Genomic DNA, 14278 nt, shown 5'->3' on the forward strand with positions numbered 1-14278 from the left:
AAGGTAGCGTGCTGCTGGAGCCCGGGACAAGGGTGAGTGGCGATCTGGGCCTGGTCCCCCTCGTTGCCTCGACATCCTGGCCACTGGTTCGCCGGCCACCACCCCTCCGGGAACGTCACCGCAGCCGGGCCGCGGCCTCCAGCGACTCGGACGAGCCGAGGAAGCGCAGGTCCTCCATGACCAGGGCGACATCGGTGGCGCCGCCGCGGCGGAGGGCCTGGGCCAGCGCGTCCAGGTCGGGCCCGAGGGACGGGCGGAGGTGGACGCGGTAGCCGTCTCCGGCGGGCTCCAGGGTGAGGGCTTCGCCGATGGCGAGCCTGCTCTCCGGGAGGTGGACGGCGGTCGCTCCGGCGGCTCGTTCCAGGGCGGTGACCGAGGTGACCCCGGCGGCGATGGGCAGGGTCGTGTCCGGGCCGGTGACGTGTTCGTGCAGGTCGCGCAGGCGGGCGGCGGCGGTCGTACGGGCGGGGTGGTCCCTGGGCAGACGGTCGGCCAGAAGCCTCGCGGCGCGGGCGAGGTGACCCAGCGGCGGCACGGACGGACGCTCGCCGAGCAGGGCGATCAGCGCCTCCAGGGCGTCCTCGGCGCCGGAGGCGAGGGTGACCCACTGCTCGGTGGTGAGCGGGGTGAGCCTCGGGTGGCGTTCCGTCCAGTACGCGACCGCCCGGTCCAGGTCGGGGCCCGTACGCCAGAGGTCGGCGGGGTCGTCGGGCATGAGCAGCTCGACGGCTTCGACGGCCTCGTCGGTGGTGGTGAGCGCCTCCAGGGAGAGCGCGGCGATGTGCAGCTCGATCTCGGCGAGGTCGAGCTCGCGGGCGCGGGCGCGGGCGGCGTCGCCCTTCCCGAAGGCGGCGACGCGGCCCCGCGCCCAGCCGTCCGGCCAGGAGAGCGTGCGGGCCGAGGTGGACAGCAGGATCAGGCACTGGGCCGGTGACAGGCCGGTGGCCTCGGCGAACGCCCGTACGGTCGCCTCCCGGTCCACGGGCGGCGGGCCGTTCTCGGCGATCAGGCCGAGCGCCAGCCGGAGCCGGTCCTGGTCGCCCCAGCCGCGGCAGGTCCGCAGCTCGACGACGCGGTTGCGGGTGAACAGGAGCGGGTCGGGGCCGTCCGGGGTGTGGAGGAGCGCCGTGACCGCGTACCCGTGCCCCACCTGCTCGTGGTCGGCGACGGCGGCGGCCACGATGGGGCCCCGGCCCGAGCGGATCTGCCCGAGGTCGTACTCCGGGCGCAGCCGGGCGACGTGCCAGGTGCCGTCGGTGCGGAGGAGTCCGGGGACGGCCGCCAGTTCCAGCAGTTGCGCGCGCCCGCCGCCGTCGCCCCACGCGGCCTCCAGGACGGCGGCGCCGAGGCGGCCCAGCGTGTTCTCGATCCCCTTGACGGCGGCGGCGTCGAAGGTCGCGATCTTCTTGTCGTACGGCACCTCGACGGCGGCGCGGGCGAAGTGGACGATCCTCTCGTACGCGGACTCCGGCCCCGGATCGTCCGGCTCGGGGGACTTCTCGGACGGGACGGCGGGCGCCGCGGAGGCGGGCGCCGGGCGCAGGTGGGGCGGCGGGGTCAGCGCCAGGCGTTCCAGCAGGGCGGCCGCGCGCTCGCGGCATTCGACGGCCGTCCACACCAGGAACGTGACGCCCTTCCGGAGAGACTCGTCGGTGATCTCCGGCAGGAGCGGGCGGAGCCGTCCCGCCAGCTCGTCGCGGGCGGCGTGCTTGTCCAGGTAGTCGCTCTCGGGGTCCAGCACCCGCATGAGGTCGGCGGCGAGCGCGGCGTCCGCGACGTCGATCAGGGCCTGCGCCTTCTTCTCGTCGACGGCGCGCAGCGCCCTGGATCCTTCGGGGTCGCGCGGCCGCATCGCCGACCACCAGCCGGGAGGCGCGACCAGGCGGGTCCCGGACGCGTAGCGGTGGTGCTCGACCGTGCTGATGTTCTCGGCACCGTCGTGCTCGGGCACCCTGCCCCAGCCGCGGACGTAGCGGCCGATGGTCCGCCCGGCCGGGTCCCGCAGCTCGATGATCCGGCCCTGGCCGCGCCACACGGTGGCCTCGGCGCCGCCGGGGAAGGCGACCCGTTCGCCGTCGGCCGGTACGACGCGGCGGGCGGCGGGGTGCGCGCTGCCGTGCGGGCAGTGCGGGCCGCCGTGGTCCAGTACGGTCACCCGGCCGTTCACGGCGATCAGGCAGCGGTCGTAGAGGTCGCGCGCCTCGGTCCGTTCGTGGGACCGGCTGGAGACGTGCTCGTACGTGCCGAAGCCGTGGGACGGGCCGGCCCCGTCCGGTGTGACGACGCAGGCGCGGAACTGGTGCTCCCAGAGCCGGCCGGACTCGATCAGGAGCAGGTCGGCGCCGCTCTCTTCCAGGTAGTCGGTGATGGTGTTGACGTGGCCGGGGACGAAGGCGGGCAGCTCCAGCTCGTCGAGGACGCCGCCGCTCAGCGTGGCGGCGAGGGCGCGGGCCGGGTCCGTCCCGGTCGCGATCGTCCGGACGCTGTCCAGGAGGGGGCCGGGGACTCCGGCGATGGTGAACCGTTCGGCGTCGCACAGGGCGGCGTGCGCGTCAGGAAGCCCCTGATCCGGGACCCGCCCGGCATGCTCGGCGAGGATGGCGGCGACGATCTGCGCCGTTCCCGGTGTCGTCGTCAGGGCCCGTACGGTCTCGGGGGCGGTCTGCTTCGGGACGGCGGGCTCGGTGACGTTGAGCTGGTTGGTCACGTTGCCCACGATCGCGTCGCGCAGCAGCGGGGCCCAGTCCGGGTCGGCGGCAACGGCGGCCAGGTCGGTGCCCGCTCCGGCGGCGAGCCGGTCGTACAGCTTGAACGTGTGCAGCAGCCGGGGCCGCGCGAGCGGGACGCCGCGGTCCAGGAGGAGGTCGAGGAGCGGGAGGTCGGCGGCGGTCTCCTCCCAGCGGTTGACCTCGTCCTCGTCCACTCCCAGCACCGCCTCGTGGTCGTCGCAGGTGAGGCCATCCGCGCGCAGCCGCGTGCCGGCGTCGTGCAGGAGGTCGCCGAGACCGGCGACGGGGAGCGCGAGCCCCGCGTACAGCCTCAGGAAGCGGCCGAGCCAGTCCTTCGCCGCCGCCCCCGCCGGCCCGGGGAACGTGGTGAACGGGTCGGTCAGGCCCGCGCCCGCGAGGTTGCCGAGGAGGAGCGACACTGCCGCGCTCTTCGCCTCGGGGGTGTCCTGGGCGGGCAGCGGCAGGATGCCGAGGAGCGCGCGGCCGATGCCCGCGTCCGCCCGGGCCATCGGGCCGAGCAGCGGAAGGACGAACTTCCAGAGGGCCGGCGGTGCCGACTCCATGCAGCCGCTCTCCAGCAGGGCCCGTACGGCGCGCTCGTCCTCGGGCCCGCCGAGCGCGTGCCCGGCGGCCTTCGCCAGCGCGGCCCAGCCGTCGGCCAGGGCCAGCGCGCCGTCGGCGCCGTCCGGGACCTGCTCGCACCACTCGGTGAGCAGGCTGCGGTGCCAGCGGTACGCGGCGGAGGCGGGATGGCGGGCGGCGAGCCGCTTGCCGTGCTTCTTGAGCGTGGCCGTTCCGGCGGCGTCCGGTCCCGCGGCGAGGTGCGCCGCGACGAGCGCGGCCTCGTCGACCGGCAGCGCGTGCGCGTCCTCGGCGGCGCGGGCCTTGTCGAAGAAGGCGGCGGCGAAGCGGGCGCTGCCCGCGGCGGCCAGGATCCGCGCGCACTCCTCGTAGAACGGCGGCAGCAGCTCGGGCGCGTGCGTCTCCAGGTCGTCGCCGGTACGGGTGAGCGTGGTGCGCGCGAGGCCCGGCTTGCGGGCGGCCAGGCCGCGCGCGGCCCGCAGGTCGGTGTGCGCGGCCAGGATGCGGGCGCGGAGCGCCGGGTACCGGTGCAGGGCGGTCGCGAGGAAGCCGAGCGGGCCCGCGTGCACGGTGCCGACGCCGGTCTCGGCCACCGGGTCCAGGTCGTGCAGCGACTTCTCGGCCTTGTCGCCGTCGACGGCCGCGCGCCGGACGAGCTCGACGACCGGCTCGTCCAGGACGGAGTGCTCGTAGCGGACGGCGACGCACGTGTCCTCGCCGGAGCCGGCGGGCGTGCCCGGCAGCACCGCCCCGGCGCGCAGCAGCACCTCGCGCGCCGGGGCGGTGCTGCCGGAGGGCGCCACGGTGCCGGGCTCGCCTTGGTGGGCGTCGCAGTAGCGGGAGTACGCCTCGGCCGCCTCCACCACCGGCTCCGTCTCGTCCACGGTGCGGCCCGCGTACAGAGCCATGAGCGTGCGCACGCCCTCGGACCAGGCGATGTCGCCGATCTCCCTGCCGCCCGCGGCGAAGCTCAGCCACGCCAGGTAGGCCGGGCTCATCGGCCCGCTCCAGTCCAGGTCGATCTCTAGGCCGAGCGGCTCGGGCGCGTGCACGGTGAACCGCGCCGTGTTCCCCTTGATGCGCCCGCCCAGCTCGTGCACGCGGCGCTCGAACGCGGCGCCGCTCTCGTACCGGGCGTCCATGTATCCGAAGGTGTCGACCACGCCGAACGTCCGGTCCATGCTCGCGGGACGCGTCCACACCTCGCGGCGTACCTGCTCGACAACCTGCGTGAGGTTCCGTCCCCGCCAGATGGGCAGCTCGTCGCCGAGCAGCAGCGGGTGCGGGATCACGAAGGCGTCCGCGCCCGTCCACGCGCCCGCGCGCAGGAGCGCGCAGCGGCCGAGGTCGGGCGCGCCGCCGACGATCGGGGCGATGACCAGGTCGGTGAGCGTCTCGCGCCACACCGGGTCGTCCCACACGGCCGCGAACACCGCGGCCGGGACGGGCAGCGACCCCACCATCCAGGACTCGACCCGGTCGTGCACCGACCGCGCGTGCTCGCCGAGCCGGTCGCAGAGGGCGGCGAGCCGGAGCGCGGCCGGGTCCTTCCTGACGTTGGCGGGCACCTTGGCCAGCACGCGGCCCGCGGCCGTCCGGCAGGCGAGCACCGGCCGCCGCGTCCCCTCGACGGTGAGTTCGTGGCCCGTCGCGATCCCGATCCATCCCATGGCACACCATTCTTGATCATCCCTGGGACATTCGACGGGAAACGGATGATTCACCCGCGCGGTGGGCGCTGCGGCCCGTCCGGGTGGCGGTGCCGGCCTGCCCCTCAGGTGAGGCGGTCGACGATGGTCTTCGCCACCTCCTGCGCGTGCTCGGCCAGGTAGAAGTGGCCGCCGGTGAAGGCGACCAGCTCGAACCCGCCGGTCGTGTGCCCGGCCCAGGCCCGTGCGTCGTCCTCGCTGACCCGGGGGTCGGCGTCCCCCACGAGGGCGGTGATCGGGCAGCCGAGGAGCTCGCCCGGCCGCCACGCGTACGCCTCGATCGCCCGGTAGTCGGCACGCAGCGCGGGCAGGATCATCTGCACCACGTCCGGGTCGTCGAACAGGCGGGCGTCGGTGCCGCTGAGCGTGCGGAGCTCGGCCAGCAGCGACTCGTCGTCCTGCCCGCCGGGGACCTCCCGTCGCCGCCTGCTCGGTGCCCGCCGTCCGGAGGCGAACAGCCGTGCCACCTCCACGCCGCCGGCCTGGAGCCGCAGAGACGTCTCGTAGCCGACGCTCGCCCCCATGCTGTGCCCGAACAGCGCGACCGGCCTGCCCGCCGCCGCGGCCGTCAGCACGGCGGTGACCTGGTCGGCGAGTGCGTGGACGTCCTCCAGAGCCTGCTCCCTGCGGCGTTCCTGGCGGCCGGGGTACTGGACCGCGACCACGTCGAGTGCCGGAGCCAGCAGCGCAGACAGGCCGTGGAAGTAGGTCGCCGAGCCGCCCGCGTGCGGGAGCAGCGCCAGCAGCGGGCCCGCGCCGGGCCCCGGGTGGAACCGGCGCAGCCAGAGGTCCAGGTCGAGCGCGGTCATCGGGCCACCACCGGAAGGGAGGCGAGGCCGCGGATGACCATGCCTTCGGTGTGCCGCGGGCCGGGGTCGGCGATGGTGAGATCCAGCTCGGCCAGCCGCCCGATCACCACCTGGACGGCGAGGCGGGCCAGCGGCGCGCCGAGGCAGAAGTGAATGCCGTGCCCGAAGCCCAGGTGGCGCACCGGCGCCCGGCGAGCCAGGTCCAGCCGGTCCGGCTCGTCGTACACGGCCGGGTCTCGGTTGGCCGCGCCCAGCACCAGCAGCATCGACTCACCTTGCCGGATCGGCGTGTCACCGATCACCGTGTCGCTGAGTGCCGTCCGCGAGATCACCTGCGCGGGCGCGTCATATCTGATCAGCTCCTCCACGGCGGCCCCGATCTGGCCGGGGTTCGCGCGCAGCCAGGCGAGTTGCCCGGGCTCGCGCAGCAGCGCGAGCATGCCGTTGCCGATCAGGTGCACGGTCAGCGCGTACCCCGCCGAGACCAGCAACGTGCAGGTGGTCACCAGCTCGGTCTCGGTGAGCCTGTCGCCCTCCTGCTCGGCCGCGACCAGCTTGCTGACCAGGTCGTCGGCGGGCTCCGCGCGGCGCTGCGCGGCCAGCTCCGTGAAGTACTGGTTGAACTGCTCCCGCGCGCCCTGCCGCTGCGCGACCTGGGCCCTGGTGAGCGCGAAGTCGGGGTCGAGGCCCCGCCCGATCGCCGCCGACCAGCCGCGGAAACGGTCCATGTTCTCCTCCGGCACGCCCATGAGGTCGCCGAGCAGCAGCGCCGGGAGAGGATGGGCGATGGCGTCCATCAGGTCGAAGGAGGATCCGGCCGAGGCCACCAGCCGGTCGGCGAGCTCGACGGCGCGCGGGCGCAGCCGCTCGACGACCCGGGCGGTGAACGCCCCGCTCACCAGGGAACGCAGCCGGGTGTGGTCGGGCGGGTCCATGAAGATGAACTGGCGCACCGGCCTGCCCTCGGCGTCGCGGCCGAAGTGCTCGGCCACCGACTGGCCGTCTCCCCAGCCGACGAGCGGGTCCCGCAGCGCGTCCGAGGCCTCCCGATGGCCCATGACGACGACCATGCCGCCCGGCGTCCGCATGACCGGGCCGTTCTCGGCGATCCGCCGGTAGATCGGGTACGGGTCCTCACGGAACTCCGGATCGAACGGGTTGAACGGCAGCATCCGGCTGATGGCGTACTGGCCGGGGTCGGCCGGGATCGTGGGCGGCGGCTGCTCCGGCAGTTCGGGCGCCTCGACCGGGGTGAGGGCGCCGTAGGTGACCGGCAGGCGCAGGATCACCGTGTGCTTGTTGCTGCTGGCCCACCGCACCGGACCGGCCGTGCTCAGCTCGCCCACCCGGTCCAGCAGGGCTTCCAGGACCAGCCGCAGCTCCAGCCGGCCCAGCCGCTCCCCCATGCAGCCGTGGGTGCCGAACCCGAACGCCAGGTGGGGATTGTGCTCGCGGCGGATGTCGAAGGTGTGCGGGTCGGCGAAGACCTCCTCGTCCCGGTTGGCGGAGGCCCACCAGAACGTCACCTTCTGCCCGGCCCTGATCTGCATGCCGCCCACCTCCACGTCGCGGGTGGCGGTGCGCCGGTTGTACGGCGTCGGCGACGACCAGCGCAGCATCTCCTCGACCGCGCCCGGGATCAGCGAACGGTCCTCCCGCAGCGCCTTCCACTGGTCGGGGTGTTCGGCCAGGGCCAGCAGGCCGTGGGCGATGGCGTTGCGCGGCGGTTCGGAGCCCGCGCCGAGGATCAGGTTGAAGAACACCTCGCGCTCGTAGCTCGACAGCGGCCGCTCCCCCTCGGGCAGCTCGCCCGTGGCGACCAGGGAGAGCAGACCAGGGCCCGGCTCGGCGGCGAGCGCCTTGAGGGCGCCGCTGCCGTACTGGTAGAGCGCGAGCCGCGACATCTGCGAGCGCTCGGTGTCCTCGCCGACCTCGCGGTCGTCGAAGCCCATGCTCACGTCGGCCCACGCGTGCAGGGCGGGCCAGTCACGACGTGGCACGCCGAGGACCAGCAGCGCCGTCCTGATGGCGAACGGCCCGGCGATGTCCACCATCAGGTCGCCCCTGCCGTCCGCCACCGCCCCGGCGACCAGGTTCGCGGCGACGGCGCGCAGCTCCGGCTCCAGCGAGGCGACCGTCTCGCCGTCGACGGAGGGGCTGACCAGGTCCCTGAGCGCCTGATGCCGGGGGTCGTCCATCATGTTCAGCATGGTCCCCGCGTGGACGCCGGGCGCCAGGTCGTCGATGTGGGTGCCACCGCCGGCCCGGCCACCCCCGCCCTGGGAGGAGAACGCCGGGTCGGCCGCCGCGGCACGGATGTCCGCGTAGCGGCTCAGCACCCAGAAACCCTCACCGTCGGCGGTCGTGCCCGGCGGGTGGAAGAAGACCGGCGCCTGCTTGCGCAGGCGGGTGAAGACGTGGTGAGGGAACCCGTCGCCGAACCGGCTCTGGTCGGAGAGGTCGAACCCGTCAAGTACAGGGGGGAGCTCTTGCTGTTCGGTCATGACTGTCCCTTCACGTGGTGCGAGGCGCCGGCTGCCAGCCGCTCCAGAGCGGTGGCGGCGTGCGGCAGTACGGTGGCGGGGCCGCTCGCGCCGACGAAGCCGTCCGGGCGGAGCAGCACGAACGCGTCGGCGCCGCCCGCCCGGTGGCGGTGGACGACCAGTTCGGGCAGCCGGGCGGCCAGCGCCGCCCCCTGGCTGCCGGCCAGGCCGCCGTCCGGCCCGGTGGTGACGAGCTGGAAACGGTCGCCGGCGTCGGGTTCGAGCGACCACTTCGGCCGGCGGGTGCCCGGCCGGGGCAGCCCCCGCGGCACCTTGCCCGCGGCCGGGAACAGGGTGTCCGGGTAGGTGATCAGCCAGCCCGACAGCAGCGGCGGCATCCGGCGGCCGAGCACGCCGGTGCGGTGCATGAGGGTCATCGCCAGGTCGCGGATCCGGTGCGCGACCGGGCTGAGCACCGCCTGCCTGGCCATCCGGCCGGTGGCCTGCACGGTCTGCTCGGCGGCGGCGCGGCGCTCGACGTCGTAGCTGTCCAGGATGTGCGGCGCGTACCTGCCGTCGAGGACGCCGGCCAGCTTCCACGCCAGGTTCCGCACGTCGGCGAACCCCAGGTTGAGCCCCTGCCCGCCGACCACGGAGTGGACGTGTGCCGCGTCGCCGGCCAGGAAGCAGCGGCCGGCCCGCAGTGGCGAGGCGATCCGCTCGTGGCTGGTGAACAGCGTGTTCATGGTCAGGTCGGTGAGCCGCAGGCCGCCCGGCCCGCGCTCGTCCAGCAGGCGCTGCCCCGTCTCACCGGTGAGCTCGGTGCCCTCGGGTACCGCGCCCGAGATCCGCACCCGGCCGCCGGGCAGCGGCGCCACGAGCACCACCCCGGCACGGCCGAGGTAGTAGTTCACCGCTTGCGCGTCGTAGTCGCCCTCCATCCGGCCTTCCGCGAGGAGGAAGGTGATCGGCAGGGGCGCGCCGGTGAAGTCGGCGCCGATCAGGTCCCGGACGGTGCTGCGGAAGCCGTCGGCCGCGATCAGCCACTCCGCCTCCAGCGTCACCTCCCGGCCGTCCGCTTCCCGGGCGGTGACGGTGACCGAGTCCTGATCCTGTGTCAGGCCCACCACCCGCAGGCCACGCCGTACGTCGCCGCCGAGCCTGCGCAGCTCGTCCTGCAGCAGCTCGGTGGTGTCCTGCTGCGGCAGGATGAGCGGCGCCATGGTGGGGGCGAGCGGCAGCCTGAGCGTGGTGCCGCCGACGTGGTAGCTCAGCGCGCCGACCCCCACGCCGCGCTTGCGGGCCTCCTCCAGGATGCCGAGGTCGCGGTAGGCCTCCAGGGACGGCGGCCACAGCAGGATGGCGCGGGACCCGGTGCCGGGTTCCGGCGCCGCGTCCACGATGTCCGCGGCGACGCCGCGGCGGCGCAGTTCGCACGCCGCCATCAGCCCGACTGGCCCGGCCCCGACGATCAGGACTTTGACGCGTTGGTTCATCGGTCGTGCTCCTTCAGGATCTGCTCCAGGTGCTGGGCGAGCCGGCGAGGTGTGGGGTGTTCGAAGACGAGGTCGGCGGGCAGGGCGTGGTCCACGGTCCGGCCGAGGGCGTTGCGCAGTTGCAGGCCGGTCAGCGAGTCGAAGCCGATGTCGGTGAAGCGGCTGTCGGCGTCGATGTCGGCGGGATCGTCGTGGCCGAGGACGGACGCGGCGTGGCCGCAGACCAGCGTGATCAGGTTCTCCTGGTCGAGGGGGCCGGCCTGCGCGGGCATGTCGTCCGGGACGGCGGAGCCGCGCGGCCTGGCCTCGTCCAGATCGGCGATCAGGGGACGGTGCCGGTCCCCGGCGTAGGCGGAGGCGAACCGGGGCCAGTCGAGATCGACGATGGCGGCGGTGCCGCCGGTGCCGGGGGTGCCGGGGGCGGACATGGAGCCGGCGGTGGCGGCGGTGCCCGCGGCGGACAGTTCCCGCCGCAGCGCCTGCAAGGCGGGGCCGGGGCGCATCCTCGCCACCCCCTGGCTCTCCAGGCGCGCGCCCAGCTCGCCGTTGTCGCGTTCGAGCCAGGGCCCCCAGGCCACCACCGTGGCGGGACGGCCGCGGGCGCGCCGATGCCGGGCCAGCGCCTCGATCTCCGCGCCCGCCGCGGCGTACGCCGCCTGGCCGACGCCGCCGAACGTGGCCGCGATCGTGGAGAACAGCACCAGGTCCGTCTCCGTGACCTCGCTCAGCGCCCTGGCCTCGACGGCGTTGGCGACCAGGACGCGTTCCAGCCGGTCGAGGGTGAGCCCGGCCAGGGTGCTCTCCTCCAGGTGGTCGGCCGCGTGCACCACCAGGGACGGCCGGTGCTCGGCGACCAGCCGGGCGGGCGCGGCCGGGTCCGACGGGTCCACGACGGCGACGGTGATCCGCTCGCCCAGGTCCGCGACCGGTTCGTCGGCGACCAGGATGACGTGGTCGGCACCCGATTCGGCCAGCCAGGCGGCGAGGTGCGGCCCGTACGGGCCGGAGCCGCCGTTGACGAGGACGGTTCCGGCGGCCTGCCACTCCGGCGCCGCGTACGGCGCGCGGCTCAGGCGGGGGACGAGCAGCGTGCCGCCGCGCACGGCCACCTGGTCCTCGCCTCCGGGCGGCTGCGCGAGCGCGCGGGCGAAGGCGGCGCGCGCCCGCTCGTCCAGCCGTTCCGGCACATCGACGAGGCCGCCCCACAGCTCGGGCCGCTCCAGGGCGAGACTCCGGCCCAGGCCCCAGATCCGGGCGCGCGCCGGCTCCCCGGCACCGCCGCCGTCAGCGGCGCCGGCGATGTCGCCGGCAGCCGGGCCGGCGGGGGCGCCGGTGTCGGTGATGGCGTTCCGGGTGACGAGCCAGAGGGGGCCGCTGTGGAGGCCGCCGGGCTGGGCGAGCGCCAGCGTGGCGGCCAGGCCCCGGCTCAGCGCGGGATGGTCCGGATGCGCGGACTCGTCCAGGCCCAGCAGCGACACCACTCCCGCGTACGCCCCGCGCCGCGCCCGGCTGCTCGTCTCGACCTCGGCGCCGTGCTCGGTCAGAGCGGCGACGACGTCCTCGACCAGCCCGTGCCGCTCGCGGGCCACGGGGACGAGCACCTGCCAGGTGCCCGACAGCACCGGCGTCGCAGCCGCCGCGGGCATCGGCCGCCAGTCCAGCCGGTACCGCCACGAGTCGCCCCCGTGGGCGGCGGGCCTGCGGGGGGTGAGCCAGAAGCGCCGCCGCTGGAAGGCGTACGTCGGCAGGTCGACCGGCGGTGCGGGAGTCAGGACGGCCCGCCAGTCCACCCGTGCCCCGTGGGCGTGGGCCTCGCCGAGCGCCGTCAGGAAGCGGCGGAGGTCCCCCGAGTCGCGGCGCAGCGTGCCGATCGCGGCGGCGGGCGCGCCGGCCGCCTCCGCCGTCGCCGCCACACCCGCCGCCAGCACGGGGTGCGGCCCTGGCTCCACGAAGAGGGTGGCGCCGTCGGCGAGCAGGGCCCGGACCGTGTCGGCGAACCGGACGCGCTCGCGCAGGTTCCGGCCCCAGTAGGCGGCGCCGAGTTCGCGGCCGTCGAGCGGCCCGCCCGTGACGGAGGAGTAGAACGGGATCCGCGCCGTCCCGGGTGTCAGCCCGGCGAGTTCAGCGACCAGCCGGTCCCGGGCCGGCTCCACGTACGGGGAGTGTGCCGCGTAGCCGACCTCGACGCGGCTCGCCCGCACCCCGTCGGCCTCGCACTGGGCCAGCACCTCCGCCAGCGGCCCCGCCTCCCCGGCCACCGTCGTGTAGCGCGGCCCGGTATCGGCGGCGACCGTCACCCGATCGCCCCAGCGCCGCTCGACCTCGTCGGCGGGCAGCGCGATCGCCAGCAGCCCGCCCGCGCCGCCGGCCTCGGCCATCAGCCGGGCGCGCAGCGCGACCACGCGGGCGCCGTCGTCCAGGGACAGCGCGCCGGCGACGGTGGCGGCGGCGATCTCTCCCTGCGAGTGTCCTGCCACGGCGTCGGGGGTCACGCCCGCCGCCCGCCACAGCTCGGCGAGCGCCACCATCGTCCCCCACAGCGCCGGCTGGGCCACGTCGTCGCGGCGCAGGTCGGGGGCGTTCGAGCCGCCGCCGAGCACCTCGGTCAGCGACCAGCCGACGTACGGTGCCAGCGCGTCGGCGCAGCGGCCGACCGCCTCGGCGAACACCGGAGAGGACCTCAGCAGCCGCCTGCCCATCCCCGCCCATTGCCCGCCCTGCCCGGAGAAGACGAACGCGACCTGCGCTCCCGGGCGTGCCGTTCCCCGCACGAGCCCGGGGGCCGACTGCCCGGCGGCCAGCGCGTCGAGGCCCCGGGCGAAGTCGGCGGCCTCGGCGCCGACCAGCACCGCACGGTGGTCGAGCGTGGCCCGCGTGGTCGCCAGCGACCAGGCGACCCGGTGAACGCGGGAGGGCTCGCCGTGCTCCGCGTCCGTGGCGTAGGGGCGCAGGCGGGCGGCCTGGGCGCGGAGGGCGGCTTCGGATCTGGCCGACAGCAGCCACGCGGCCGCTGCTCCCCCGGTGATCCCCATCACGGGCAGGGGCTCCGTGCGGGGCTCCGGCGGTGGCGCGGCTTCCAGGATGACGTGGGCGTTGGTGCCGCTCACGCCGAACGCCGAGACGCCCGCCCGGCGCGGCTGCCCCGTGTCGGGCCACGGCTGGGCCTCGGTGAGCAGCGCGACGCGCCCGCGCGACCAGTCGACCCGGGATGTCGGCTCGTCCACGTGCAGGGTGGCGGGCAGCACGCCGTGCCGCATCGCCTCGACCATCTTGATCACCCCGGCCACTCCGGCGGCGGCCGCGGCGTGCCCCAGGTTGGACTTGATCGACCCCAGCCACAGCGGCCGGTCCCGGTCCTGGCCGTAGGTCGCGAGCAGCGCCTGCGCCTCGATCGGGTCGCCGAGCACGGTCGCCGTGCCGTGGGCCTCGACGGCGTCGACCTGGGAGGGCGTCAGCCCGGCTGAGGCGAGCGCGGCGCGGATCACCCGCTCCTGTGCCAGGCCGCTCGGCGCGGTGAGACCGTTGGAGGCGCCGTCCTGGTTCAGCGCGCTGCCCCGGATCACGGCGAGGATCTCGTGCCCGTTGCGTCGGGCGTCGGAGAGCCGTTCGAGGAGCAGCAGGCCGACCCCCTCGGCCCAGCCCGTGCCGTCGGCGGAGGCGGCGAAGGATCGGCAGCGGCCGTCCGGCGACAGCCCGCGCTGCCTGCTGAACTCCACGAACCCCGAGGGAGTGGACAACACCGACACGCCGCCCGCCACGGCCAGCGAGCACTCCTCCTGCCGCAACGACTGCGCGGCAAGGTGTAACGCCACCAGCGAGGAGGAGCAGGCGGTGTCGACGGTGAGCGCGGGCCCCTCCCATCCCAGGCTGTACGCCAGCCGGCCCGACAGCACGCTCGCGGCCACACCGGTCAGCAGGAAGCCCTCCAGCCCGTCGGGGACGGGGTCGAGCAGCGCGGCGTAGTCCTGGTTGTTGGTGCCGACGAACACCCCGGTCCGGCTGCCGCGCGTCGACTCCGGATCGAGGCGGGCGCGTTCGAGCAGTTCCCAGGACGTCTCCAGCAGCAGCCGCTGCTGCGGGTCCATGGCCAGGGCTTCGCGCGGCGAGATCCCGAAGAAGGCCGCGTCGAAGCCGCCCGCGTCGTCGAGGAACCCGCCCCGCAGGACGTACGTGGTGCCGGGATGGTCGGGGTCGGGGTGGTACAGGGACTCGAGGTCCCAGCCCCGGTCGGCGGGGAACGGCCCGATCGCGTCCGCCTGCCCGGCCACGAGCTGCCACAGGTCCTCCGGCGTGCGCACGCCTCCGGGGTAGCGGCAGCTCGCCGCGATGATCGCGATCGGCTCGCGGTGCCGCTCCTCGGCCTCACGGAGCCTGCGGCGGGTCTCGTGCAGCTCCAGCGTGGCCCTTCTGAGGTAGTCACGCAGCTTGTCTTCGGTCGACTCTCCGGTCGGCGCGGCGCCAGCGGTCACC

At 75.4% G+C, this 14278-nt stretch carries 5 protein-coding genes; all 5 read right to left on the reverse strand.

Annotation, left to right across the window (positions count from 1 at the left end; genetic code table 11):
• Positions 1-115: 115 nt before the first annotated feature.
• The 5 genes from ACBJ32_RS45065 to ACBJ32_RS45085 all read right to left on the reverse strand — a co-directional run bounded on the left by ACBJ32_RS45065 (position 116) and on the right by ACBJ32_RS45085 (position 14277).
• On the reverse strand, positions 116-4981 hold the full coding sequence (locus ACBJ32_RS45065; RefSeq protein WP_375132060.1) for a DUF4132 domain-containing protein: 4866 nt from the start codon (positions 4979-4981) through the stop codon (positions 116-118).
• 104 nt (positions 4982-5085) lie between these two features.
• Complete coding sequence (locus ACBJ32_RS45070; RefSeq protein ID WP_375132061.1) at positions 5086-5829, reverse strand: thioesterase II family protein; 744 nt, start codon at positions 5827-5829, stop codon at positions 5086-5088.
• Positions 5826-8333: a cytochrome P450 gene (locus ACBJ32_RS45075; RefSeq protein ID WP_375132062.1), complete on the reverse strand. Its 2508-nt coding sequence runs from the start codon at positions 8331-8333 to the stop codon at positions 5826-5828. Before ACBJ32_RS45075 ends, ACBJ32_RS45070 begins: the two co-directional genes overlap by 4 nt.
• Positions 8330-9808, reverse strand: coding sequence for an FAD-dependent oxidoreductase (locus tag ACBJ32_RS45080; protein WP_375132063.1), 1479 nt, complete (start codon positions 9806-9808; stop codon positions 8330-8332). Before ACBJ32_RS45080 ends, ACBJ32_RS45075 begins: the two co-directional genes overlap by 4 nt.
• Positions 9805-14277, reverse strand: a complete 4473-nt coding sequence (locus tag ACBJ32_RS45085; RefSeq protein ID WP_375132064.1) for an acyltransferase domain-containing protein — start codon at positions 14275-14277, stop codon at positions 9805-9807. Before ACBJ32_RS45085 ends, ACBJ32_RS45080 begins: the two co-directional genes overlap by 4 nt.
• Position 14278 lies beyond the last annotated feature (1 nt).

Origin of the sequence: Nonomuraea sp. GTA35, assembly GCF_041950525.1 — a bacterium.
Taxonomy (GTDB): Bacteria; Actinomycetota; Actinomycetes; order Streptosporangiales; family Streptosporangiaceae; genus Nonomuraea.

What these genes read in the sequence shown, in the direction of transcription:
- ACBJ32_RS45065 (WP_375132060.1), bottom strand. Translation starts at nt 4,981, where the DNA reads ATGGGATGGATCGGGATCGCGACGGGCCACGAACTCACCGTCGAGGGG.
- ACBJ32_RS45080 (WP_375132063.1), bottom strand. Translation starts at nt 9,808, where the DNA reads ATGAACCAACGCGTCAAAGTCCTGATCGTCGGGGCCGGGCCAGTCGGG.
- ACBJ32_RS45070 (WP_375132061.1), bottom strand. Translation starts at nt 5,829, where the DNA reads ATGACCGCGCTCGACCTGGACCTCTGGCTGCGCCGGTTCCACCCGGGG.
- ACBJ32_RS45075 (WP_375132062.1), bottom strand. Translation starts at nt 8,333, where the DNA reads ATGACCGAACAGCAAGAGCTCCCCCCTGTACTTGACGGGTTCGACCTC.